Source organism: Polyangiaceae bacterium, from assembly GCA_015075635.1.
GTDB lineage: Bacteria > Myxococcota_A > Polyangia > Polyangiales > Polyangiaceae > JADJKB01.
This window is the reverse complement of sequence record JABTUA010000001.1, coordinates 1-23,209: the sequence shown is the minus strand read 5'-3', so window position 1 is coordinate 23,209 and position 23,209 is coordinate 1. Positions and strand designations below refer to the sequence as shown.

The window sequence follows — 23,209 nt, the reverse complement described above, 5'->3', positions numbered from 1 at the left end:
GAGGGCAATGATCGAGACGGAGTCTGTCAAGGAGCAGGTCGGCGCGAAGGCCTTGGCACCGCTCACGCAGGCGCCGGCGGAGCCGGCGGTCTCTGGAGCTCGAGCCGCATGGGACCTGTGCCGTGGCTCTCGCCACGGCCTCAGGGACAGATGCTCCAGCACTTGCCGAAGGAGCAGATGCCCGAACCCGAACACTCGTTGTAGGGATCCGAGCACTCCCCCACGTTGTCACACGACCCGTTGGTCCCGCTGTCGCTGTAGGCGCCGTTGCAGGTCTTGCACACGCCGGTGCAGGACGAGTTGCAGCAGTAGCCGTCTACGCAGAACCCGCTGGCGCACTGGGCGGGGGACGTGCACGCCGTGCCGTTGGGTGCCGCACCGGCCTGGCAGGTAGTCCCGTTGCAGTAGTAACCCGAGGCGCAGTCGGTGCTGCTGGCGCAGCTGGTCTTGCAGGCGTTGGCCGTGCAGACGTACGGGCTGCAATTGACGCTGCCGTTGTCGACGCAGGTGCCGCTGCCGTTGCAGGTGTCCGCGGCCGTGAGCGTGGTGTTGCCCGAGCAGCTCGGCGCCACGCACTGCGTGCCCGCGGCGTGGAGCGCGCAGGCCCCGCTGCCGTTGCAGGCGCCGCTGGTGCCGCAGGTGGAGGCGGCCTGCGCCGCGCACTCGCTCTGCGGGTCTTGCCCGTTTGGGACGTTGGCGCAGGTGCCGTTGGCGGCGCCGGTGAGCGCGCTCGAGCACGCTTGGCAGAGGCCGGTGCAGGCCGTGCTGCAACAGAAGCCGTCCACGCAGTAGTTGCTGGAGCACTCGCTGCCGGCGCTGCAGGTCGAGCCGTTGCCCTTCTTGCCGCCGCACAGGCCGCTCTGACAGAAGTTCCCGCTCGTGCACTGCGTGTCCGTGCCGCAGCTGGTGCCGCAGTTGGCTCCGCTGCACATGTAGGCGCCGCAGCTCGAGGTGCCGCCCGCGCTGCACGTGCCCGTGCCGTTGCAGGTGCTGGGGTTGGTCTTGGTCGAGCCGCTGCACGAGCCGGTCGCGCACTGCGTGCCCGAGGCGTACAGGGCACAGGCTCCGGAGCCGTTGCAGGCGCCGTTGGTGCCGCAGCTCGCGGCGCCCTGATCCGCGCAGTCGTTGTCCGGATCGAGCCCGTTGCCCACGTTGCCGCAGGTCCCGTCCGCACCGGAGCCCTTCTTCGCGGTGGAGCACGCCTTGCAGGCGCCGGTGCAGGCGCTCTCGCAGCACAAGCCGTCCACGCAGAAGCCGCTCGTGCACTGGTTGCCGCTGCTGCAAGGCTGGCCGTTGGGCTTCTTGGCGCCGCACGTTCCGCTGGTGGTGTCGCATGCGTTGCCGGACACGCACTGCGCGTCGTTCGAGCAGGTGGTGCCGCAGGTGGTGGAGCTGCCGCACAGGTAGGGCGTACACGCGGTGCTGCCGTTCGGCTGGCACTGCCCGGTCGTGCTGCAAGTGCTCGGGTTGGTCAGCGTGGAGCCCGCGCACGAACCGAGCTTGCACACCGTGCCGACGGCGTACTTGCGGCAGGCACCGGCACCGTCGCAGACCCCGTCCGTGCCGCAGCTGCTCGAGCCTTGGTCCGCGCACTCGCCGTCGGGGTCCGTGCCGGTCGCGACGGGCGCGCAGGTCCCGTCTGTGCCGCCGGTGAAGGCCGCCTTGCAGCTCTGGCACGCGCCCGTGCACGCTGCGTCGCAGCACACGCCGTCCACGCACTGCCCGCTCGCGCACTGGTTCGCCTTGCTCGGCTGGCAGGCCGCGCCGTTCGCGAGCTTCGCCGTGCAGTCGCCGCTGGCGATGTCGCAGAACTCGCCCGGCTGGCACTCGTTGTCGCCGGCGCAGTCGCCGGTGCACACGACGCCGTTGCAAGAAGCCGGCTGGCACGGCTGCGAGCCGTTGTCCTGGCAGGCGCCGCTGCCGTCGCAGGTCTTCGCGAACGACTTCACGCCGCCGGTGCAGGTCTGCGCGGCGCACTCGAGCCCGGCGGCGTACTTGCGGCACGCGCCCTTGCCGTCGCAGCGGCCGTCGTTGCCGCAGCTCGCGACGCCGTCGTCGGTGCAATCCTCGCGCGGGTCGGTGCCTGCCTGCGAGGGCCCGCACTCTCCGTCCACGCCCCCTCCCTTCAGCGCCGAGGTGCAGGCCATGCAGTCGCTGTCGCAGGCGGTGTTGCAGCACACGCCGTCCACGCAGTGCGCCGACTGGCACTCGCCATTGGTCCCGCACGCGGAGCCGTCCGCGGCGGTGCCGCCACCGGTGTTGCCGGTCGCTGCCGAGCCGTCCCCGGCCTGCCCATCGCCTGCGTTGCCGCCGCTGCCTCCGCCGCCGTCGGGACCCCCCTTCAGGTCGTCCAACGAGCTCGTGAGCGAGCACGCCACGAACAGCACGACAGTGAGCGACGACAGGAGCCAGCGCAGCCCGGACACTGGTCGGAAGACTAGCCCGTAACGCCAAGCGCGTCCCACCCTGTGCCAGGAAACGCCGCGGGCTTCTTGGCACACGTCGGCCGCATCAGCGGATAATCAGCCCCACGGGAGATGATCGCGTGGTCTTCGCACTGGCCTGGCTCTTGCTTCGAAGGACTGACGCCATGGCAAAAGTGAGCTCTTGGGTGGTTCGTACCGCGCTCGCGGTGTCCGTCTTCTGGGGCCTCGGCGGCTGTAGTCGCTCCGACGTCGGCGCCGACGGCACTGGCGGCACCGGCGGTACTGGTCAGGTGTGCGGCAACGGAGTGTGCGACTCGAGCGAGAGCCCGAGTTCGTGCCCCGCGGACTGCGGCGGGTACTGCGGCGACGGCATCTGCGGGGCGAGCGAAAACCCCGGAACGTGCCCGAACGACTGCGCCTCGTCGTGCGGCAACGGCGTGTGCGATCCCGGCGAGAGCGGGGCCTGCCCCAAGGACTGCCCGACCCTGTGCGGCAACGGCTACTGCGAGCCGGGCGAGACGCTCGAGAGCTGCCCGAACGACTGCGGCTATTACTGCGGCGACGGCGTGTGCGATCCGATGGAGAGCTCTCAGAGCTGCCCGCAGGACTGCGGCTCCTGCGGCGACGGCGTGTGCAGCTATCCCGAGAGCCCGAACACCTGCCCGCAGGATTGTGGCGCAGGCTATTGCGGCGACGGCTGGTGCGGCCCGGGCGAGGACGGCTACGTCTGCCCGCAGGATTGCGGCTACCAGTACTGCGGCAACGGCCTGTGCGAGCCCGGCGAAGACCCCTACACCTGCCCCAACGACTGCGGCTACTGCGGCAACTACCAGTGCGAGCCCTGGGAAGATCAGTACAACTGCCCCTCGGACTGCGGCTCGACCGGCTGGTGCGGCGACGGCAAGTGCGTGCCACCGGAGAACCAGAACAACTGCCCCTACGACTGCGGCTCGACCGGCTGGTGCGGCGACGGCAAGTGCGTGCCACCGGAGAACCAGAGCAACTGCCCGTACGACTGCGGCTCGACCGGCTGGTGCGGCGACGGCAAGTGCGTGCCACCCGAGAACCAGAACAACTGCGCGGTGGACTGCGGTCAGCCGGTGTACTGCGGCAACGGGATCTGCGAGCCGGGCGAGAACCAGTACAGCTGCCCGAAGGACTGCGGGCAGCCGGTGGTGTGCGGCAACGGCACTTGCGAGGCCGGCGAGGATCAGTGGAGCTGCCCCAAGGACTGTCCCGGTAAGTGCGGCGACAGCGTCTGTGGCGTCAACGAGAACCCCAAGACTTGCCCCTCCGACTGCCCAGGGACCTGTGGGGACGGCATCTGCGCTCCAGAAGACCCGAAGGTCTGCCCCAAGGACTGCCCGAGCTACTGCGGCAACTACATCTGCGACCCGGGAGAGACGCAGTACACCTGCCCGATGGACTGCGGCTACCCGAGCTATTGCGGCAACTACATCTGCGACCCGGGAGAGACGCAGTACACCTGCCCGACGGACTGCGGTTACCCGATGTACTGCGGCAACTACGTGTGCGAGCCGGGAGAGACGCAATACACCTGCCCGACGGACTGCGGTTACCCGATGTACTGCGGCAACTACGTGTGCGAGCCGGGAGAGACGCAGTACAACTGCCCGACGGACTGCGGCTACCCGAGCTACTGCGGTGACGGTTGGTGCGGTCCCGGCGAGAACCAGTACAACTGCCCCTACGACTGCGGGTCCATGGGCTACTGCGGGGACGGCTGGTGCGGCCCGAACGAGACTCCGTACACTTGCTCGTACGACTGCGGCTACCCGAGCTACTGCGGCGACGGCTGGTGTGGTCCTGGCGAAAACCCGTACACCTGTCCCTACGACTGCGGCTACTCCGGCTACTGCGGCGACGGCTGGTGCGGTCCTGGCGAGAGCTCGTACACCTGCCCCTACGACTGCGGGTACACGAGCTACTGCGGGGACGGCTGGTGCGGTCCCGGCGAGACCACCTACAACTGCCCCTACGACTGCGGCTCCATGAGCGTGTGCGGCAACGGCCTCTGCGAAGGCAACGAATGGCAGACCTGCCCGTGGGACTGCGGCTCGGGTGGCGCGGGTGGGGGCGGACCACCGCCGCCGAAGCCCAACTGATTGCTCGGGCGCGCTCTGGGTGATAGACCGAGGGGCTTGCTGCGCCGGCTGACACCCCTGCTGCTGTGCGTCGGCTGCGCGTCGGAGGATGGCGCCGGTGGAGCCGGTCCGACATCCGAGCTCGTCTCCGGTCTGGGCGTGTCAGCGGTGTCGCTCAACCAAGCGGTGCAGGTGCCGCTGATGGTCGGCGGCCAAGCCGTCACCGGAACGGCGCCCATCGTCGCTGGCCGGTCCGGCTTGTTGCGCGTGTCGGTTCAGCCCGAGGCCGGGTTTCAGCCCCGGGAGGTCGTGGCCCGACTCGAGCTCGGGACGGCGGCGGGTGAGCTGCCTCCGATGGAGCAGAAGCTGCTGGTCGCTGGGCCCTCGAGCGACGCGGATCTCGCCACCACTTTCAACTTCGAGCTGGCGGGGGAGGCGCTCACCCCGGATCTCCAGTTCGCCGTCTCGCTGCGCGAGGCCTCGGGAAAGGCCCAGGGCGCGCCGTCGCCGGCGGCCAGCTATCCGGCGAGCGGTCGCGCTGCGATTTCGGCCCAGAGCACCAGCGGGCCGCTGCGCTTGGTGCTGGTGCCGCTCCAATACGACGCCGACGGCTCGGGTCGGCTCCCGGCACTCGACGAGGCGCAGGTGACGCGGTACCGCGACACGCTGCTCGGCCTCTATCCGACCGGGAGCGTCGAGATCCGCATCCGCGATCCCATCCCCTACGACGGTGTGATCTCCCCGAACGGGGACGGCTGGGGCGAGGTGCTGCAGTTCCTGCTGATGCGTCGGAATCAGGACCGCATCACCAACGAGGCGCTGCCGAACGAGTATTACTACGGACTCTTCATGCCCAAGGCCAGCTTCGCGCTGTACTGCTCGGGCAGTCCGGTGTGCGTGCTCGGCCTCTCCACCGCGCTGCCCGACCCGACCAAGGAGTTCGCTCGCGGTAGCGTGGGCATCGGCTTCGTCGGCGATCAGGCCGCAAGCACCCTGGCGCACGAGACGGGTCACGCGCACGGCCGCCTGCACGCGCCCTGCGCGCCGATGGGCTTCATCCAGAACACCGACCCGGCCTTTCCGTACCCGGATGGAGGCATCGGGGTCTGGGGACTCGACCTCGGGGAGAAGTCTCTCTTCGATCCACAGGGGCCGGCGCGAGACTTCATGGGCTACTGCGATCCGACCTGGGTCAGTGACTACACGTGGGGGGCGTTGTTCGATCGCATCACCTTCGTCAACGCCAGCGCGGCGGCCGGCGGCGGGGGCGGTGGGCAGCCCATGTGGATGGTCTCGGTGGACGGCGCGGGTCGGGCGAAGCTGGGCCAGCGGGTCACGCTGACGGAGGAGCCGAGCGGCGAGCTGCGCATGCTGGACGTGCTCGACCACCAGGGCGCCCTGCGTAGGCGCGATTCAGCGCGGTTCTACCCCTACAGCGACTTGCCCGGGGGATTCTTGCTGGTTCCAGAGCCGAAGCCTGGCGATCGCTCGCTGAGAATCGGCGAGAGCAGCGTTCACTGGGGCGGCAGGGGAAACCCCTTGCCTTCCCGCTAGGCTCGTACCGATTATTGGGGTGATGAGCAACGTCGCCGAGACCCGCGCCGCCGCGTCGCGCGTGGCCAAGTGGCTCGTCGACAAGGGGCGCCCCGACGAAGCCGTGTCGGTGCTCGCCGCGTGGGCAGCAGCGGGGCCCAACGACAGCGAAGGACAGCAGCTGCTCGCCGAGGCGCTGCGGGTGGATCCGAGCGCGCGCGTCGCGCAGCAGGCCTTCGAGCGCATGGAGGGAGTGCCCGGGGACCACGCCGATCTGGACGCGGTCATCGAGCGCTACAACGCGCAGGAGGTCGCGCGCCTCGACGCCGAGACGCGGCGCCCGAGCTTTCGCCGCGCGCAGATGGGGTTCAACAACAACATCAAGTTCATGGACCAGGTCTTCCACGTGCAGACGGAGGACTCGGGCCTGGACGCCCCGCACATCATCACGCACCTGTTCGCCGACGGCGGGCGCGTCATCAAGAGCCACAAACGTGACTATCACGAGCACGTGAACCGCGGCGATGTCGCCGACTTCGTCAAAGGGCTGATGAAGGCCCAGCACCTCGAGATGGTGCTGATGCTGCGCGAGGGGCGCTTCGAGCCGATCATCGCCGGGCGCGAGATCGGCGGCATGTCGCTCCTGACGGAGCCGCCGAACGTCGAGAACGTCAAGAAGCTCGCGAGCAAGAAGGAGGCTCGAGCCGAGGCGGGACAGGCCGCGGTCCCGGAGGCGCGACCCGAGCCCGTGGCGCAGCCGGCGGCGGTCGAGCCGCCGCCTCCGACCCAGCCCTCGGCGCGGCCGCCGGTGCCGCGTCCCGCGCCGCCGCCAGCGTCCAGGCAGTATTTCCGCCTGCACGTGCTGCGCAGCTTGTGGGGTGGCCCCGAGCGCTTCGAGCCCTTCGGCAGCGAGGCGCTGATCGGTCGCGAGGGCGAGATCGCGTTGAGCGGGGAGGTCTTCTGCCACCCGCGCGAGGCGATGCTCATCTACAAGGACAACCGCCTCTGGCTGCAGGACCTGGGTCGAGGCAACGGCGTGTTCCTGCGCATCCGGACCCCCATCGAGCTGGAGTTCGGCGACGAGTTCGTGATCGGCGATCAGCTGCTCAGGATCGAGAAGAACCCCGTGGCGGACGACGGCCCCGATCCGGATCCGACCTACTTCTACTCGTCGCCCAAGTGGCCATCGTCGTTCCGCGTGCTTCAGGTGTTCGTCGGCGGGCTCGTCGGAGCCTGCGTGGTCTCGCGCGGCAATACCTTGCAGGTCGGCTCCGCCATCGGCGACCTAGTGTTCCCCGACGACCCGCTGGTGGGCCCTCAGCACTGCCTGATCGAGGAGCAGGCGGGCAGCGTCTACCTCACCGATCTCAGCTCGCGCACCGGGGTGTTCGTGCGCATCCGCGGTCAGCAAGAGCTCGAGCACGGCGACGAGCTGCTCGTGGGCCGTACTCGGCTGGTCGTGGACCTGAGCCCCGCGGCCAACAGCTGACAAAAGCAAAAGGGACGGCGAGCGCCGTCCCTTTCACGAAGCGTCTGCGATTCAGCAGCTCACTTCTTCTCTTCGGCGGCGCCCTCCGCCGGCTTCTCCTCGCCCGCGGGAGCCTCGGGGGTCTCGGGGGCCTCGGGGGTCTCGGGCGCCTTCGCCTCGGGAGTCGCCGGGCCTTCCGGCGCCTTCGCCTCGGGAACCTCGCCGCCGCCGCAAGCGACGGAGAGCGAAGCCAGGGCCGCGATGGTGACGAGAGCGAGAGTCTTGGAGATGGTCATGTTCGGATCCTTCCTGTTGGGGTCCGCACGAAGCCATGCTCTGCCCGGACCGGAGGGATCGATGCCCGAGATCGGCGGAGCGGCTCAAGCAAAAACGACCCCATACTGAACGGACGACCGTTCCACGTGCTTTTTCCCGGTGTTCTTGCCAGTCCAGGACGACGTGAGCCGAAAACGCCTGGCGCTGCGTCATGATCTGTACGGAGATCCACCTGGATGGCCACCCAGCACAACGCGCGGCTCCGCCTCGTCGGTGGGACGGACGCGGCGAGCAAGAAGCCCCGGCGCGAGCCCGCGCCGAGCTCCGAGCTGGATGACGCGCAGCTGGTGTCGCTTGCGCGGGAAGGCCACCTGACTGCCTTCGAGACCTTGTACCGACGCCATGCGTCGTTCGCCCTCAACGTCGCGGTGCGCATACAAGGCAACGCGGTGGACGTCGAGGACGTCGTCCACGACGCCTACCTGCGCGCGCACCAGCGGCTGACCGAGCTGCGCGAGCCGGCGCTGTTCCGCCCCTGGTTGGGCTCCATCGTCGTGCGCCTGGTTCGTTCGCGCATGCGCCGGCGACGCCTGCTCGCGGCGCTCGGCATGGCGTCGGTGGAGCCGGTGGATCTCGACGCCATCGCTGCGACCGACGCGAGCCCGGAGGTCCGAGCCCAGCTCGCTCAGATCTACGCTCTGCTCCGCACCATTCCTTCGGACGAGCGCATCGCCTGGACGCTTCGCTACATCGAGCGGCACCGGCTCGAGGTCGTGGCGGAGCTCGTCGGTTGCTCGCTGGCCACCGTCAAGCGGCGCATCTCCCGGGCGCAAGCCTTCCTCACCGCACACTTCGTCCCTCCGTTCGCGGAGGAATCGACATGAACACCAACAAGCATCTCCCCGAGGTTCCGTCGTCCGCTCTCCGCGATCACGGCACCGACGAACGTCTGGAGCGCGGCTGGCAGCGCCTCGAAGGCGAGCTCGACTCCGCGCGCCCGCGCGTCCGTCAGGCCTGGCTCTGGGCCCCGGCGGCCCTGGTCATCGTGTTCGGGTCCGGCGTGTTCGTCGGCGCGCGCTGGTTCCGTCCGGCGCCGGTCGCGGCTCCGCTCCAGGCGGAGCCGCCGGCGGTCGGCGACGAGGCGCTGCGGCCCGGTCAGGCGCCGGTAGCGCAGGAGCCCGACAAGCTCGACGAGCCCCAGCAGGAAAAGGACAAGAAGCCGGTGGCGCCGCCGGGCGTGTTGCTCGAGCCCGGCGAGCCTTCGGTGCCGTCCGGGGAGCAACCGACTCCGCCCACGGCGAGCTTGCCTCCGGTAGTGGCGGCGCCGGAGTGGCAGGTCCTGGCGGATCGCGACGACTACCCGGCGGCCTGGAAGGCCGTCGAGGGTCAGGGGGGCTTCGCCGTCGTCTTGGGCAAGGCGCAGAGCGCGGCTCAGCTCATGAGCCTCGTGGACGTCGCTCGCGCGAACGGTCAACGCGCCGCTGCCGTGCAGGCGCTGCGCGCGGTGGTCGAGAAGCACTCGGGCGATCCGCGCGCGCCCCTCGCCGCGTACACGCTGGCCGACATGCTGGAAAAGGCCGGGGACCGCGCGGGCGCCGCCAAGGCCCTCGCGGCGTATCGCTCCTTGTCTCCGAAGGGTGACTTCGCGGAAGATGCCTTGGTCCGTCAGCTCGACGCCGCCATCGCCCAGGGCAACGTCGATCAAGCCAAGCAGCTCGCCGAGCAGTATGCGAAGGAATTCCCCAACGGTCGCCGCCTCGGCGAGATCCGTGCGCGGATCGGCAAGCTCGCCGGAGAAGACGCGGGCGCCGTCGCAGCGGATGCCGCCGCTGGCGAGGACGATACGCCGTTCGACGAGATCGACGACGAAGCGCAGCCCAAGGCGAAGCCGGGCAAGTAGCGCCCTCCTCGGTCTTCTTCTGCTGCTGGTCTCGGGGGGCGCCGGGGCCGATGTCCGCCCGCGCGTGATCGTCGAGATCAGCGCGAAGGCAGAGCGCTACGTCGACTCGCGCCTGACGCGCCGCCTGGTCGAGATCGAGCTCTCCGACGCGGACGTGCCGCCCCGAGCGGGCGACGACAGCGAGCGGCGCCCCACCGTCTACTTCCGCGTGCTCGCGACGTCGCCGGACACGCTGCGCATCGAGCTCTGGGACAAGGGTGGCTTCTACGGCGCCCGCCGCCTCGACTCGCGTGACGTGAAGGAGCTCCTCGCGCGGCGCATCGCGCTGGCCGCCGCCGCGTTGGTGCGGGATCTCAAGCAACGCCGTCTGCTCGAGGCCAAGGCCTTCGAAGCGGAGAAGGCGGCGCGGGAGCGCGAGCAAGCGCGCATCGCCGAGCTCCTGCGCTGGCCCGCGGTGCTGTTCGAGCCGCGCATCTCGGCGGCCGCCGTCGGCCCTGGGCAGCTCTGGCTCGCCGGGCCGGGCCTCGCGATGGAGGCCCGCGTGAGGGGTGGCAGCCGAATGGCGCTGGGCGCGAGCTGGCTGTTCGGCGGCGCTCCCGAGCTGGGCGGCTCACCCAGCGTGCGCTGGCTCGAGCTCGGCGTCGCTCCCGAGCACGCCTTCGCGCTGGGCCAAGGGCTGGACCTCGCGGTCGGCCTGTCCGCCAGCGCAGCGGCCGTTCACTTCGCCGGCGTCTCGGCGGTGGACGGCGAGCCTGGAGGCCACGACACCTGGTCGGCGCGCGCGGTCGGCCGCGTGCGCTTCGAGCCACACCTCGGCAAGCACACTCGGCTCAGCGTCGGGCCGGAGCTCGGAGCCGTGCTGCGGCGGATGCCGGTGCACGACGCCGCGGGCGAGCGCCACCGGCTCGGAGGCGCGTGGCTCGGCGTGACGCTGGGCCTCACGCTCGACCCTTGGGGGCGGCTGTAGAGTGTCGCTGCTTTCGAGCCCGGCTCAAGCTGGCGGCTTGAACACGCTCTCGCAGCCGAACTTCACGTCGATCTTCGCCGCCGGGTCGGACTGCACCGCGGCGCAGGTCTGCGGGCAGAGCAGGATCTTGGACGGGGCCGCGTTGTTGTCGAAGTACCAGCCGCCCAGGCTCGGTCCCGAGGAGCAGCCGGCCAGATCGTTGACGCGCGGGATCGGGTTCGCAGGCGGCTGCCCGCCGGGCAGGTAGTCGACGTTGACCTTGTTCGGGTCGAGCGTCTGGCCGGCGCCGGGCTGCGGGATCTCGTACTCGCAGGAGACCTTGGAGTTGATGATCACGGCGGTGGTGATGGCGTTGAACACCGGCGTCCAGTCGCCCAGGCAGATCTCGCCTTGCGCGCCGCCGGTCTGCTTGACGAGGTCTTCGTAGACCTTGCCGAAGGCGGCTCCCGTGCCGAAGGCGCCGATGCAGCCCACGAAGGGGATGGTGCCGAAGGCGTAGATCGAGTGGAAGATCCACTTGGCGAACATGCCGGTCGGCTGGAGCGTGGCGAGCTTGTTGGTGAACGCCGCGGCCGAGTTCATCGGCGAGTCCGTCGCGTTGTCGTCCGTGACCACGACGAAGTGCTTGGTCGCGCTCAGGCGCAAGAAGTCGGAGTACTTGGCGTAGTGGTCGATGATCTTGTTGAGCGCGTCGTTGCTGTCCACTCCAACGTTGACCAGGCGGAAGCGCGGGCCATCGCCACAGCTCCCGTTCGAGAGCGGCGCTGGTACGCAGATGGAGTTGCCGCCGCTCGTCGAGGCGATCATCACCACGTGGTAGTCGATGTTGCTGTTGCCGATGGCCTTGGCAAAATCATTGATCTTGCTCTGAACGTACGCGGTCTCCTGGTTCATGCTGCCGGACTGATCGACGGCCCAGATGATGTCCGCGGGCGCCGTGGTCGGATCGGCCGCCTTGCTCCCGGTGGTCGCGCAGGCATCCCCGGCGAAGCCTCCGCCGCCGCCGCTGCCGCCTTGACCCGAGTCGATGTTGAGACCACCGCCGCTGCCGGAGCTACCGCCGATGGAAATTCCTCCTCCGCCGCCGGTCGCGCCGTTACCGGCTTGTCCGCCGCCGCCGCCCGACGAGTCGTCGCCGCCGCTGCTGGCGCTGCACGCGCCGGCAATTCCTGCGAGCACCAACAGACATCCCACTGCCCTCGACTTCGCCATTCCCTCTGCCTCCCCGGACGACCGGCCCGCTGGCCGAACCTTGAGGGTTTCCCCAGCCTGAGTCAAGGGTGCAGGCGGCCCTCACCGAATGCACGGGATTTCTGCGTCGCTTGACGACTCTGTCGGGACGTGGGATTAGAGACCGGCCCGCGGGCCGAATTTCCTGAGGAGGGCCAGATGAAGCTCGGACTACTGAAGTTGGGACTCTTGGTGGGGCTTTGCGGGGGCTGTTCCGGGGAGGACGGTCGCTCCCCGGAGCCGGCGCGGGAGGCGGCCTTCGCCTCCGCCTGGGCGGAGTTCCTGCCGCCGGAGCAGATCGAGGCCGCGTTCCCGTTGCTCGGGCGCCACCAGGTGGCGGTCAACCTGGCCTGGCCCGTCGCGCAGCTGTCCGACCCGGCGCTGACCACGCTGGTGAAGCGCGCGAGCGCCGCGGGTGTCGAGATCCGACCCTGGCTCCTCCTGAGCGAAGCGGACGGCTACTGGCCAGGCAGCACCAACGCGCCGGTGTTCGCGTCAGCCGCCCGGAGCTTGATGGACGTCTGGGAGAAGAACGGGCTCGCGCCCACGACCTTCGTCGTGGACATGGAGATGAGCAAGGACCGCGTCGATCAGCTCGACGCGCTCTGGAAGAAGGACGACGTGCTCGGGGTGGTCGAGCTGATGAAGTCGGGCGTCGATCCGGCGCGCTACGCCAGCGCGACCGAGCAGTATGCAACGCTGGTCGAGGAGGCGCAGAGCCGAGGCTGGAGGGTTCACCTGACCACGTTGCCGCAGGTGCTCGACGACTACGCCGACGGCGACGACGGGCTGCGGCAGGCGCTGGGCATCCCGGTAGAAGGCATCGGGTGGGACGTCGTCACGTTCCAGGCGTACCGTACCCTGTTCGGCGACATGCTGGGCGGCGACACCCCCCCCACCGCCTACTTCGTCCACTCGTACGGCAAGGACGCCAGGAAGCTGTTCGGCGACAAGGCCGGGCTGGACGTCGGGATGGTGGGTGAGGGAGTGACCCCCGCCAGCACCTACGCGAGCGGCTCCGAGCTCGCGGCGGATCTCGCGGCGGCGGCAGCGGCAGGGATCCCGCGCGCTCTCTTGAACGTGTACAACCTCGACGGAGTGCTCGCGCGCACGCCGGTGGAGCAGTGGCTCGGCGAGCCCACCGAGCTCGGTGCGCCCGACCAGGACGCCGCGACCGTGAGCATCCGGAAGAACGCGACCATTCTGGACGGGTTGCTCTAGCCCAGGAGCGGCGCGAGCCGACCGAGCGCGTCTTCGAGCTCCGCGGGCGGAATCGCGGTGAAGCACAGGCGCGCCCAGCTCTCGTAGTCCTTGCCCGAAGCGGCGCCGGGCGTGAGCAGGACGCCCGCGTCCAGGCAGCGCCGCAGGAACGCCTGGATGTCCTCGCCGGCGCGGAAGTAGCGGCTCGCGTCGAAGAAGAAGAACGTGCCGCCTTCGGGCGGCGGCAGCCCGAGCGCGCTCGCGGCGCGGCGTCCGGTCTCGGCATACAGGCGGCGCGTGCTCTCGACCCAAGCGTCGCCCTCGGCCAGGGCGCGCGCCCCCCCGAACTGCAGCGGGCGCGGCGCGCAGTACGTCAAGAAGGTCTGCGCGCCGCGGATGGCGGGCATCACGCTGGCGGGGCCGTGGGTGTAGCCGATGCGAGCGCCGGCGAGCGCGTGGCTCTTGGAGAGCGTGTGGCAAGCGATCGCGCGCTCGCCGAGGTCGTCTCGCGCCCACAGCGCCTTCGGGCGCGTGGCGCCGTACCACAGCTCCTCGTAGGCCTCGTCGCACCAGAGCCAGAGGTTCCTGCGGGTCACCACTCGAGCGATGGCGTCGGCGACCTCCGGTGCGAGCACGCGACCGGTGGGGTTGTTGGGGGTGTTCACGTAGACGGCCACCGTGCGCGGCGTGATGGCGGACTCGAGCAGTGCCTCCGCGTCGAAGCCTGGCTCGCCGAGCCGCGTGTAGAACGGGAGCTCCACGGCCCGCGCCGAGCGCGACTCGACGATGCCGCGGATCAGGGGCCAGAACGGCGAGAGCAGCAGCACCTCGTCGCCGGGCTCGAGCAGCGCCGTCGCCACCACGGTGAACCCGCCTGTGGCGCCGGACATCACCTGCAGGTTCGGGCGCTCGAGAGCCACGCCGTGCACGCGCTCCACGCGCTCCTGGATGGCGTCGAGCAGCGCGGGCTCGCCCTGAACCGGGGCGTAGTTGTGCAGGCGCGGGTGCTCCGCCGCGAGCTGGGCCTCCGCGCGCGCAGCGGGCAGCGGCTCCAGGTAGGTGTCGCCGACGTTGAGCAGGTGCACCGGGCCGGGACGGCGCTTGGCTTCGTCGAGCAGCGCGCCGTACACGCGATCGGACAGGCTGGAGGTCGCGGCGGAGGTCTGGGGCGGGCGGGGCATGCGCCGGCGAGCTTAGCTCACCCGGAGCACACGCTCGCGCTGCTCGCGCGTCAGGTTCTGGAAGCGGCCTTCGATGCGGAAGGCCAGCTCCGGATCCTCCCCGCTCCTCTTGCACGAGCGCACCTTGACTCGGTAGGTGGAGCCCTCGAAGTCGCCTTCCAGGGGCGTGCCCGGCGGCCAGGCCGAGCTGGAGAGCAGCGTGACGAGGTCGCCGTTCGTCGTCAGGAGGCGCGCGCTGCCCCCACCGGCCCACGTGAAGAGCATCAGCGGCGGCCCCGGCGCATGGCGGCTTCCGCCTCGCGCGAAGCGTCTCGCTCGCGGATGCTCTGCCGCTTGTCGTGCCTCTTCTTGCCGCGCGCCAGCGCGATCTCGAGCTTGGCGTGGTTGTTCTTGAAGTAGCACTTGGTCACGATCAGGGTCATGCCCTCGCGCTCGCTGGCGCCGCGCAGGTGCTCGATCTGCTCGCGGTGGAGCAAGAGCTTGCGCTGCCGCTTCTCTTCGTGGCCGAAGGCGGCGTGGGGCAAGACGGGCACGCGCATGCCCTTGACCCAGGCCTCGTCGCGTTGGATGTCCACCCAGGCGTCGCTCAGGTCGCAGCCCTGCACGCGGAGGGCGCGCACCTCGCTGCCGATCAGCACCAGGCCCGCCTCCAGCGTGTCGGACACCTCGTAGTCGAAGAACGCCCGGCGGTTCTTGCTGACCAGCCGGTCGCCGCCGAGGTCCTTCTTGTCCGAGCCGCCCTTGGCCATCGAGCGCGCCAAATTGGACGCTCGCGCGACAAAGCGCAACAGGTTCTGGCACCATCATCGCGATGCGCTGGATCGCGTGGGGCGGTGTTGCCTGGGTGCTGGCGCTGGCCTGCACCGAGACCGACGTCGTCGCGCGCGGTAGCGGCGCCGCAGGGGGCGGCAGCGGAGGGCTCGGCGGCAGCGGAGGCTCGCTGGTGATCGACGGCGGGGGTGGCGCATCCGGCTGCAAGCCGTGCTCGGACGACTTCACGCAGGTGCTCGACTGCGACGGCAACGTGAAGGAGACCTGCCCGGGCTCGCTCCTGTGCGGCGCCGGCACCTGCATGGCGCCGTGTGACGCGGCGACCGTGAATCGCTCCACGGTGGGCTGCGACTACTACGCCGTCACGCTCAACGCGATGGAGGCCGGCTTCGGCGGCTGCTTCGTCGCGTTCATCGCCAACACCTTCAAGGAAGCGGCGCGCGTGCAGGCGAGCTGGGGCGGCACCGCCATCAGCATGGCGCAGCACGCCAAGCTCCCCAAGGGCACGGGCCCGTCCATCAGCTACGCGCCCTACGACCCCGCCGTCGGCATCCCGCCCGGTGAGGTCGCGATTTTGTTCCTGGCCAACGACCCGGTGTGGCACGGGAGCTGGAAGCCGCCGGCCGCGTGCCCGGTGCCGGCGGCCATCGGGCTCGACGCCCACGTGCACTGGGGGGTGAACCTGAGCACCGGTCGCGGCAAGGCGTTCCACATCACCACCGATCGACCCGTGGTCGCCTACCAGATGTTGCCCTACCGGGCGGCTTACGCGGCGACGACCGGCGCGACCTTGCTCCTGCCCACCAGCGCCTGGGACACGAACTACATCGCGGTCGAGGCCTGGACCGCCGGAGACTACCAGGGGTTGCCCATCCCACCCTCGCTCGCCCTGGTGGCGAAGAGCGACGCGACCACGGTCAAGATCCTGCCGAAGCACGCCATCAAGGACGGCTACGACGTCAAGGGCTCACCGGCCAACAGCGTCGCGACCTACACCCTGGACGCGGGTCAGACCATCGAGATCATCCAGGCCGAGGACTTCACCGGCAGCCCCATCGAGTCGGACAAACCCATCGGCGTGTTCGCCGGGCACCTGGGCCTGCGCATCCCGAACGACGTCGACTGGAGCGATCACGCGGAGCAGCAGATCCCCCCGGTGCGCGCCCTCGGTAGCGAATACGCGGTAGTGAGCTACCGCGACCGCGTGCCGGGCTACGAGGAGAAGCGCAAGCACCGGCTCGTAGGCGCCGTGGACGGGACGAAGCTCAGCTTCGATCCTCTGCTGCCGAACGCTCCGGCGAGCCTCGAGCTCGGTAGCGTGGTCGAGTTGGAGACCGATTTGCCCTTCGTGGTGAAGAGCCAGGACGCCGATCACCCCTTCATGGTCTTCACCTACATGTCCGGCTCGGGCCAGATCGCGAACCAGGGCGGTCCGGCGGGCTACGGCGACCCCGACTTCGTGCGCATCGTGCCCGGCCTTCAGTACATGAAGCGCTACGTGTTCTTCACGGACCCGACCTATCCGGAGACGAACCTGGTCGTAGTGCGGCGGAAGGGCAAGACGGGGTTCGCCGACGTCACGCTCGGCTGCGCCGGAGTGCTCGGCGGCTGGCAAGCGGTGGGCAAGGGCGACAGCTACGAGTACACGCGCGTCGATCTGTCGCGGCACAACTTCGAGCCGCAGGGAAACTGCGACAACGGCCGGCACGAGATGACCTCGGCGGAGAGCTTCGGGCTCTGGGTCTGGGGCTGGGGCTCGCCGGAGACGCGCCCGGGCAAGCCGGATCCCTGCAACACGAACGAGCCGGACAACTCCTGCGACGTCAGCTACGCGTACCCGGCCGGCGAGAGCGTGGCGCCCATCAACACGGTGTACGTGCCGCCGATCCCGAAGTGAGGCACATTACGCTGCGGCCGCTGGCGCCCGCACCCCACTCGCCTTAGACCTCCGGGCCCGATGCTCGAGACGAAGCTCCGCGGCGCGCGCACGCACAACTTGGCCGGCGTCGATCTGGACCTCGAGCCCGGCCAGGTCGTGGTGCTGACCGGAGTGTCGGGGGCCGGCAAGAGCAGCCTGGCGATGGACACGCTCTACGCCGAGGGACAGCGGCGCTTCGTCGAGAGCTTCAGCCCCTACGCGCGCCAGTTCCTGGAGCGCCTGGAGCGCCCGCCCATCGACTCGCTGGAGCCGGTCCCCGCCGGCATCGCGGTCGACCGCCGCGCGCCGGTCAAGAGCTCGCGCTCCACCGTCGCCACCATGGCGGATCTGGAGCCCTACCTGGCGGCGCTGTTCGTGCGTGAAGCTGAGCCCATCTGTCCGGAGCACCGCTTGCCCGCGCGGGCGCTCGACGCCGAGTCGGCAGCCCGCGGCGTGCTCGGTGAGCTCGCGGGGCGGCGCGCGCTCCTGACCTATCCGGTCCGCGTCCACGGCGGCGTCGAGGGCTACCTGGAGGTGCGCGACACGCTCGCCCGAGAGGGTTACCGGCGCCTGGTGGTGGCGGGCCAAGCCGAGGATCTCGATCGCGTGAAGCCTTCGAGCGTGATGGGCGCCGGCGGCTGGGTGGACGTCGTCGTCGATCGCGTCGTGCTCTCGCCGCGCGACGAGAAGCGCGTGGCGTCGGCGCTCGAAGAGGCCTGGCGGCGCGGCGACGGCGTGGCGCGCCTGTTCGCGGACGAAGAACGGCGTACGCTGCGTCGTAGGCTCAGCTGTCCCGAGTGCGCGCGACCGCTCGAGCCGGCGCGGCCCGGGCTGTTCTCTTACGAATCCCCCATCGGCGCCTGCGCGGAGTGCCGCGGCTTCGGCCGCACCATCGGCATCGATCTGGACAAGGTGATCCCCGATCCGCGCCGCACGCTGAAGCAGCGCGCCATCCGCCCCTGGGCCGGCAAGTCCACCACCTGGGAACGCTCCGAGCTCGCGAAGCTGTGCCGGCGACACGGCATTCCCCTGGACGTGCCCTGGGGTGAGCTCGCCGCCGAGCAACGCCAGCTCGTCATCGGGGGCGACGGTAGCTGGGACGATGGGTATTTCCCCGGCGTGCTCGGCTGGTTCCGCTGGCTCGAGACGCGCACCTACAAGATGCACGTGCGCGTGCTGCTCTCCCGCTACCGCTCCTACGACGTGTGCCGCCGCTGCAGCGGGCGGCGCCTGAGCGACACCGCGCTCGCCTACCACGTGGGGGGGCGCGACATCGCGGAGCTCCACGCCATGGAGATCCGGCAGGCGCGGCAGATCCTGGCGGAGCTCGAGACGCACACCGGGCAAGGCGAGCTCGCGCGGCGCGAGCTCGAGAGCCGGCTCGGGTACCTGGAGCGAGTGGGGCTCGGCTACCTGACCTTCGATCGCCAGGCGCGCACCCTGTCCGGCGGCGAAGCCCAGCGCGTCACGCTGACCGCCGCGCTGGGTACCTCGCTCCACAACGCGTTGTTCGTGCTCGACGAGCCCACCGTGGGCCTGCACCCGAGCGACGTCGAGAGCCTGACCAGCATCTTCCGCGAGCTGGCGCTGCGCCACAACACGGTGCTGGTGGTCGAGCACGACCCGGCGCTGATCCGCGCGGCCGATCGCGTGGTCGAGCTGGGCCCCGGTGCCGGCCTGGTCGGCCACGATCGAGGGCGTGCGCGTCGCCGCGCACCACGCCAGGCCAGGCAGCGACATGAACGGCGTCATGCCCGACGCGACCGCGGCCGAGGTGGACGAGGTGCTGAAGGCGGCGGAGGCCGACATTCTCGTCGTCGGCCACACGCACCGCGCGATGGCGCTCCGCCTCGGCGACAAGCTCGTGCTCAACCCGGGTGCTCTGCTCCGCGACCCGGCCGACAGCTGGGAGCGCGAACTCCCGACTCCGGGCACGTTCGCCGTGCTCGAGCTGCCGGCGAGGCGCTGGACGGTGATCAGGGCGCAGACGGGGAAGCCGGTCGAGATCGTGAGGGCGTGGCGGAGTTAGTCGCAGGCAGACGAAGTCGGGTCCGGGCTCCGCTGACGTCGCATGGGCCGAAGCACACCGCGCTTGCGCCTCCGCCCACGGGTGCCCAATAGCAGGGCAGCTCGCGAGCGCGCTGAAGCGGGTAGCTTCAAACCACCGACGTGCCCGCACCCGGGTTCCGCTGATCTCCTTGGGAGCGCGGTAGCAACGTCGGCGATGACGGCCATTGGAGTGGGGGGCGCACCTGTTGTTGGCGACCACGTTTTTGGGCGCGGCCCGCGGGGTTGCGTGTCTCGGGCGCACTTTCTGCAAGTGGCCCACCGAGACTTGAAGCCGGGCAACTTCCGTTTGCGTCTTGTCGAGCTGGCCCGTGGTCGCGTCCCAGACCGGCGTGTAGCCCTTGTTCGCCTGAGCCCAGTCTACCAGGGTCAGGCGCCGATCGAGGTCGTAGCCGTAGTCCACGCTGCCGGTGCCCGTGCCGCCGACCGTGGGAGGGTCGTACTGCTCGAGCAGGTTCGTGCCGAGGTGCGGCAGCGAGTGCGTGCGGAAGGTGGACGGGCTCCCGGTGGGGATCTGCACGCTGGTCGTGTTGCTGTTGCCGTCGTGACCGAGCTTGAACTGGGTGCCGTCGGAGGAGGTATTGCGGAATGCGAAAGATCGGTTGAGTGACCCGACCGGTCACGTGCTTGGTGATCAGCAGATCGGGAACTGCGCCCGAACCTAACGCGAGGTCCGTCTTGCCCTGCCTCGAGACAAGCGTCCGGCTTCGCGCGCCACGCGCTTTCCAGCGAGCAACACGCGGCAGCGTTCAGCCAGTAGCAGGTGCTCGAACAACTCCAAGAAATCCGGATCGTCATCCGGAACGATTCTTGGAATACCGATATGTCCCGGGTCACCGAGCCAGGTGAGTTCGCGCAGGTCATCCTTGAGAGCGTGGCGCGCCGCAGCGAACGCGTTCACCAACGCTTGCAACGCATCAACGCCGCGGCCGGCGATTTCGATCGCCGGCCTGGAAGCGCGGGTGATTTCGACGCGGCACGCCCATTCACGTTTGTGCTCCTTCGATCGCTCCGGCATGAAGAATGCAACGTCCACCCAACCCCTGCCGCGGACCGACCGCAGTCTCCGAGATGCGATGAGCGAGGCGCTCGGCAGCGGACTACTATGGCTTCGCGGCATGTTGACGTCTACGTTCTAAAATGCATCGTAACACCAGTTACGGCATTCCTGTTCGGGCTCGTGGACCTTTGACCAGCACTGTGCCGCTTTCTGCTTGTTCCTGATCGTTCGGCAGAACGCTTCAATAACCACGGGGCCTGCGGCGCACGCATCCAAGCAGCGACTCCTGGTTGGCGGTGGACCGCTCATCGTCAGCGGCTGGTCGCGATCCAGTGGCGTGTCTGGAGACGATCGTCGGTTTGCGCCGCGCTTTGATCACTTTCGCCGAACCAGGAACCCCATGGAACTGCTCAGGTACAGTCGAGCCCGGTTGCGATCAGAGGGCCGCGCTTTCGCGTGATCGTCTCCACCGTGGGCAAGGCAGCCGCGGCGAAGATTCTCGACGGCTTGGTTTCGGGGGGAGTCGTTGACGCCACCGATTTCAATTTGGACACAGCACGTGTCTCACCGAAGCTGGCCGCAACCGGGCGGTCCGACCAAGCCCTCCCTCCCCTGGAACTCGTCGGGCGGCAGTTTGTGCTTCTCCGCCTGGTCAACGGAATACCCTTCTACAACACGCGGCTGACCATCACGGTTCGCCGCGATGGGCGTGTCGAGAGCGTGTTTCTGTTCGGGCCTTCGCTGCTTAGTGTGAAGACCTCGGAGGGCGAGTCTCCGACCACACCAGGGCCCGCGCTTCATCGGGCGGTCTCTGATGAGGTCATTGCGGCTCGCCATGCGAAGATCTCACCTCCGGATCGCATGCACGAAACGACAGCGATCATGTACTTCATGCCGCTTGACCAGCAAAAAGGAGTAGTGGAACCGCTCCGCATCTACACCTACGCCGCCAGGCATACCGACGGAGCCTCCACTTCAATTGCGCGTCGCCAGACCGTGGGGTATTCCCTCAGAGAGGCAAGTGAACCGCCTGTGCTTGCGACCGAGGAGGCTCCCAACGCCACCGGCGATGTCCGCCAGTAGCACTCTGAGACACGCTAGCGTTCTCGTGGGCTACGCCGCACTCGTTGCGGCCTGCTCCAATCCGACTGAAACGCACGAAAAGCCGAAGTGCGAGGTGCAACGCGTCGACCTCGCCTTCGGCGAGCCTTCCGCCTTGGGGTTCTCAGGCGCGGACAGATTCGCCCCGGTGGCCGGACAGCGGACGTGCACCTGGAACTGGAACGACCCGGGGTCGGCCGGAAGCATGACGCCTTCGCCTGGGGAAGTGAAAGCCGAAATGTCCCTCTCGTACGATGGAGGCCCGGTCTACTTACTTGACTCCCAACGCGTTGGCGGCAGCCCCGATGTAGGGTTGTACTGCGGTTCCTCTTTGGAAGTTGTCGGCAAACTCCAGATCGTCACGAGCGACACTGCCCTCCAGCTCGTGCTGGACGCGCCAGTCCAGTTCCAGGCCGAAGTTCTTGACGGCTCGGTTTCCATGCAACTCTCGGACGACGAAATCAGCGGCACCTACGCGTATGGCTGGACCCAAACCTGGGCCCTCAGTAACCGAGTTCTCAAGACGCAGTTCAAGCACGAGAAACAGGCGTATGGAGAGCTATTGGAAGAGGGACACAATACCAACGCCGACTCCGGCCCGATCGTGATCGAAGGCGCCGTTTTTCGGTCCGCGGATTGGGCTTGCACTCCGTAGGCGTGGGCACCGCGCTCACTGCGCGCTCCGCGAGAAGTAGTCGAATCCGACCAGTGCTTGCCCGAATCCGACCAGGTCCGAGTTTCGCAGTGGAAACTATTGGTGGGAGAGACCACAGATGCCAGTACCCACGGCACCGCGTAGTACCCCGCGAACGCGCCCTCCACCAAATCCCACGGGCCGTTAGGGATAGTCCTCGGGGCCAAATCGATCGAGCAAGTTGGCGACCAGGCTCAGGGACGCTCGGTACCAAGCGAGACGCTCGGGTGGCCGGAGCCGCACCGCGACTGCCGCCGCTTCGTAACCGCCCGAGCAGGTGCACCGTCGATTTCCGGCTGACTTCCGCGGATCCTGGTCGCGGAGCCGACAATGGCGCGAAGGTCGGCAGCGGAATGGGCGAGCGTGTTGCGGCAGTGGGAGCGGAGCGGTGCGAAGCTGCCCGAGTTCGCGGTTCGGGTGGGCGTCCCGCTCTCCACGCTGATGTGGTGGCGCTGGCGGCTGTCGAAGGCTCAGCGATCACGCTCCAAGGGTAAGCGAGCGGCGCGCCCGGTGTCCAAGAAGAAGACCGGGCTCGTGCCGGTTCGAGTCGTGCAGTTGGTGCCCGCGGCTGGCGTCGCCAGCGCGGAGTCCGCCATCGAGATCGTGACGGCCGCCGCGGCAGTGCGCGTTCGCAGTGGGTTCGACAGCGACACGCTCGAGCGCGTGCTCGTGGTCCTCGACCGACGCGAGGACGAGCGGTGCTGACGCTGCCGTCGACCGTTCGCGTGTACGTGGCAGCGCAGCCGACAGATCTGAGGAAGAGCTTCGACGGCCTTTCGATCGCGGTCGGCAGCGTGTTGCGCCTCGATCCGACGAGCGGGCATCTGTTCTGTTTCTTCAATCGGCGCGCGAATCAGGTGCGTGTTTTGTTCTGGGATCGTACGGGGTGGTGCATCGTGGCGAAGCGCTTGGCCCGGGGGCGATTCCGCCTCGCGAGCATCTTGCGCGAGGACCGCGCTTGCGTGCAGATCGACGCGGCGGAGCTCGCGCTCATTCTCGAGGGCATCGACCTGTCGACCGCCAAGCGCCACAAGCGCTTCCGGCTCGACTCGGCACACGCGCCTCTGTGACCCACGGGCTGGCGCGGATCGCACCTCGTAGTGAAAGGTGCGATCAAAATTTCACGATGGTCTTGCGCCCGTGATCGTGGTGGCTATACCGATGTCGCGTGGCTGGGCAGAAGCAGAGTGCTGACCTCGAAGACGTTCGCGTCAAGCTCAGCGAGCTCGCCGCTGCCGGTCGCTCCGATGAGCTCATCGCGCTCGTACTCGACCTGCTCGTGCGGGTGCGAGACGACAACACCGCGTTGCAGGTGAGGCTGCGCGCGGAGGTGAGACAAAGGGGGGGTAGTTGCTGATGAACGACTACCGCG

The 23,209-nt window shown here is 69.0% G+C and carries 21 protein-coding genes and 1 pseudogene; 15 read left to right on the top strand and 7 right to left on the bottom strand.

Annotated elements, in window-relative coordinates:
- Positions 1 to 140: 140 nt before the first annotated feature.
- Positions 141 to 2,426 carry a hypothetical protein gene (locus HS104_00110; protein ID MBE7478385.1) on the bottom strand — a complete coding sequence of 762 codons (2,286 nt, stop codon included), beginning with the start codon at positions 2,424 to 2,426 and terminating at the stop codon, positions 141 to 143.
- A gap of 164 nt (positions 2,427 to 2,590) precedes the next feature.
- Here HS104_00110 and HS104_00105 point away from each other — a divergent pair, with 164 nt between their 5' ends.
- The 3 genes from HS104_00105 to HS104_00095 are packed head-to-tail and all read left to right on the top strand — an operon-like array spanning position 2,591 to position 7,553.
- Positions 2,591 to 4,552 (top strand): hypothetical protein, encoded by a 1,962-nt coding sequence (locus HS104_00105; GenBank protein MBE7478384.1) that lies wholly within the window; start codon positions 2,591 to 2,593, stop codon positions 4,550 to 4,552.
- Between the two features lie 36 nt (positions 4,553 to 4,588).
- Positions 4,589 to 6,085, top strand: coding sequence for a hypothetical protein (locus HS104_00100; GenBank protein ID MBE7478383.1), 1,497 nt, complete (start codon positions 4,589 to 4,591; stop codon positions 6,083 to 6,085).
- Between the two features lie 22 nt (positions 6,086 to 6,107).
- Entirely contained in the window at positions 6,108 to 7,553 is a 1,446-nt protein-coding gene (locus tag HS104_00095) for an FHA domain-containing protein (GenBank protein MBE7478382.1), read from the top strand.
- Between the two features lie 59 nt (positions 7,554 to 7,612).
- On the opposite strand, the gene HS104_00090 is transcribed toward HS104_00095, so the two are convergent.
- The gene (locus HS104_00090) at positions 7,613 to 7,828 is read right to left on the bottom strand and encodes a hypothetical protein (protein MBE7478381.1); all 216 of its coding nucleotides are present in this window, start codon (positions 7,826 to 7,828) and stop codon (positions 7,613 to 7,615) included.
- 216 nt (positions 7,829 to 8,044) lie between these two features.
- On the opposite strand from HS104_00090, the gene HS104_00085 reads away from it, so the two are divergent.
- The 3 genes from HS104_00085 to HS104_00075 all read left to right on the top strand — a co-directional run bounded on the left by HS104_00085 (position 8,045) and on the right by HS104_00075 (position 10,675).
- Positions 8,045 to 8,692 (top strand): sigma-70 family RNA polymerase sigma factor, encoded by a 648-nt coding sequence (locus HS104_00085; protein ID MBE7478380.1) that lies wholly within the window; start codon positions 8,045 to 8,047, stop codon positions 8,690 to 8,692.
- The gene (locus HS104_00080; GenBank protein MBE7478379.1) at positions 8,689 to 9,708 is read left to right on the top strand and encodes a tetratricopeptide repeat protein; all 1,020 of its coding nucleotides are present in this window, start codon (positions 8,689 to 8,691) and stop codon (positions 9,706 to 9,708) included. The genes HS104_00085 and HS104_00080 overlap by 4 nt, the downstream gene beginning before the upstream one ends.
- A gap of 64 nt (positions 9,709 to 9,772) precedes the next feature.
- Positions 9,773 to 10,675, top strand: coding sequence for a hypothetical protein (locus HS104_00075; GenBank protein MBE7478378.1), 903 nt, complete (start codon positions 9,773 to 9,775; stop codon positions 10,673 to 10,675).
- 24 nt (positions 10,676 to 10,699) lie between these two features.
- Here the strand turns inward: HS104_00075 and HS104_00070 are convergent, their stop codons facing one another.
- Positions 10,700 to 11,887, bottom strand: a complete 1,188-nt coding sequence (locus HS104_00070; protein ID MBE7478377.1) for a VWA domain-containing protein — start codon at positions 11,885 to 11,887, stop codon at positions 10,700 to 10,702.
- Positions 11,888 to 12,064: 177 nt separating this feature from the next.
- On the opposite strand from HS104_00070, the gene HS104_00065 reads away from it, so the two are divergent.
- Complete coding sequence (locus HS104_00065; protein ID MBE7478376.1) at positions 12,065 to 13,126, top strand: hypothetical protein; 1,062 nt, start codon at positions 12,065 to 12,067, stop codon at positions 13,124 to 13,126.
- Here the strand turns inward: HS104_00065 and HS104_00060 are convergent.
- The 3 genes from HS104_00060 to smpB are packed head-to-tail and all read right to left on the bottom strand — an operon-like array spanning position 13,123 to position 15,035.
- Entirely contained in the window at positions 13,123 to 14,286 is a 1,164-nt protein-coding gene (locus tag HS104_00060; protein ID MBE7478375.1) for a pyridoxal phosphate-dependent aminotransferase, read from the bottom strand. The two genes, HS104_00065 and HS104_00060, sit on opposite strands and share 4 nt — an antisense overlap.
- A 12-nt stretch (positions 14,287 to 14,298) precedes the next feature.
- Positions 14,299 to 14,550, bottom strand: a complete 252-nt coding sequence (locus tag HS104_00055; protein ID MBE7478374.1) for a hypothetical protein — start codon at positions 14,548 to 14,550, stop codon at positions 14,299 to 14,301.
- On the bottom strand, positions 14,550 to 15,035 hold the full coding sequence (smpB, locus tag HS104_00050) for an SsrA-binding protein SmpB (protein ID MBE7478373.1): 486 nt from the start codon (positions 15,033 to 15,035) through the stop codon (positions 14,550 to 14,552). The genes HS104_00055 and smpB overlap by 1 nt, the downstream gene beginning before the upstream one ends.
- 62 nt (positions 15,036 to 15,097) lie before the next feature.
- Here smpB and HS104_00045 point away from each other — a divergent pair, with 62 nt between their 5' ends.
- The 4 genes and pseudogenes from HS104_00045 (at position 15,098) to HS104_00030 (ending at position 19,590) form a co-directional block, all read left to right on the top strand.
- On the top strand, positions 15,098 to 16,954 hold the full coding sequence (locus tag HS104_00045; GenBank protein ID MBE7478372.1) for an IgGFc-binding protein: 1,857 nt from the start codon (positions 15,098 to 15,100) through the stop codon (positions 16,952 to 16,954).
- A gap of 60 nt (positions 16,955 to 17,014) precedes the next feature.
- Positions 17,015 to 18,652, top strand: a pseudogene (locus tag HS104_00040) (excinuclease ABC subunit A).
- Positions 18,621 to 19,004, top strand: coding sequence for a metallophosphoesterase family protein (locus tag HS104_00035; GenBank protein ID MBE7478371.1), 384 nt, complete (start codon positions 18,621 to 18,623; stop codon positions 19,002 to 19,004). Before HS104_00040 ends, HS104_00035 begins: the two are co-directional and overlap by 32 nt.
- Positions 19,005 to 19,452: 448 nt before the next feature.
- On the top strand, positions 19,453 to 19,590 hold the full coding sequence (locus tag HS104_00030) for a hypothetical protein (protein MBE7478370.1): 138 nt from the start codon (positions 19,453 to 19,455) through the stop codon (positions 19,588 to 19,590).
- Positions 19,591 to 19,703: 113 nt separating this feature from the next.
- Here HS104_00030 and HS104_00025 read toward each other — a convergent pair whose 3' ends face one another.
- Positions 19,704 to 20,060 carry a hypothetical protein gene (locus HS104_00025; protein MBE7478369.1) on the bottom strand — a complete coding sequence of 119 codons (357 nt, stop codon included), beginning with the start codon at positions 20,058 to 20,060 and terminating at the stop codon, positions 19,704 to 19,706.
- A gap of 438 nt (positions 20,061 to 20,498) precedes the next feature.
- On the opposite strand from HS104_00025, the gene HS104_00020 reads away from it, so the two are divergent.
- The 4 genes from HS104_00020 to tnpB all read left to right on the top strand — a co-directional run bounded on the left by HS104_00020 (position 20,499) and on the right by tnpB (position 22,907).
- Positions 20,499 to 21,125 carry a hypothetical protein gene (locus HS104_00020; GenBank protein MBE7478368.1) on the top strand — a complete coding sequence of 209 codons (627 nt, stop codon included), beginning with the start codon at positions 20,499 to 20,501 and terminating at the stop codon, positions 21,123 to 21,125.
- A gap of 25 nt (positions 21,126 to 21,150) precedes the next feature.
- Positions 21,151 to 21,798: a hypothetical protein gene (locus HS104_00015; protein MBE7478367.1), complete on the top strand. Its 648-nt coding sequence runs from the start codon at positions 21,151 to 21,153 to the stop codon at positions 21,796 to 21,798.
- Positions 21,799 to 22,200: 402 nt separating this feature from the next.
- Positions 22,201 to 22,542, top strand: coding sequence for a hypothetical protein (locus HS104_00010; GenBank protein ID MBE7478366.1), 342 nt, complete (start codon positions 22,201 to 22,203; stop codon positions 22,540 to 22,542).
- On the top strand, positions 22,536 to 22,907 hold the full coding sequence (gene tnpB / locus HS104_00005; GenBank protein MBE7478365.1) for an IS66 family insertion sequence element accessory protein TnpB: 372 nt from the start codon (positions 22,536 to 22,538) through the stop codon (positions 22,905 to 22,907). The genes HS104_00010 and tnpB overlap by 7 nt, the downstream gene beginning before the upstream one ends.
- Positions 22,908 to 23,209: the final 302 nt, after the last annotated feature.

Excerpts from the sequence above, each read along its gene's own strand:
- HS104_00105 (MBE7478384.1), top strand. The coding sequence starts at position 2,591 with ATGGCAAAAGTGAGCTCTTGGGTGGTTCGTACCGCGCTCGCGGTGTCC.
- HS104_00095 (MBE7478382.1), top strand. The coding sequence starts at position 6,108 with ATGAGCAACGTCGCCGAGACCCGCGCCGCCGCGTCGCGCGTGGCCAAG.
- HS104_00090 (MBE7478381.1), bottom strand. The coding sequence starts at position 7,828 with ATGACCATCTCCAAGACTCTCGCTCTCGTCACCATCGCGGCCCTGGCT.
- HS104_00085 (MBE7478380.1), top strand. The coding sequence starts at position 8,045 with ATGGCCACCCAGCACAACGCGCGGCTCCGCCTCGTCGGTGGGACGGAC.
- HS104_00080 (MBE7478379.1), top strand. The coding sequence starts at position 8,689 with ATGAACACCAACAAGCATCTCCCCGAGGTTCCGTCGTCCGCTCTCCGC.
- HS104_00070 (MBE7478377.1), bottom strand. The coding sequence starts at position 11,887 with ATGGCGAAGTCGAGGGCAGTGGGATGTCTGTTGGTGCTCGCAGGAATT.
- HS104_00065 (MBE7478376.1), top strand. The coding sequence starts at position 12,065 with ATGAAGCTCGGACTACTGAAGTTGGGACTCTTGGTGGGGCTTTGCGGG.
- HS104_00060 (MBE7478375.1), bottom strand. The coding sequence starts at position 14,286 with ATGCCCCGCCCGCCCCAGACCTCCGCCGCGACCTCCAGCCTGTCCGAT.
- HS104_00055 (MBE7478374.1), bottom strand. The coding sequence starts at position 14,550 with ATGCTCTTCACGTGGGCCGGTGGGGGCAGCGCGCGCCTCCTGACGACG.
- smpB (MBE7478373.1), bottom strand. The coding sequence starts at position 15,035 with ATGGCCAAGGGCGGCTCGGACAAGAAGGACCTCGGCGGCGACCGGCTG.
- HS104_00045 (MBE7478372.1), top strand. The coding sequence starts at position 15,098 with ATGCGCTGGATCGCGTGGGGCGGTGTTGCCTGGGTGCTGGCGCTGGCC.
- HS104_00025 (MBE7478369.1), bottom strand. The coding sequence starts at position 20,060 with ATGCCGGAGCGATCGAAGGAGCACAAACGTGAATGGGCGTGCCGCGTC.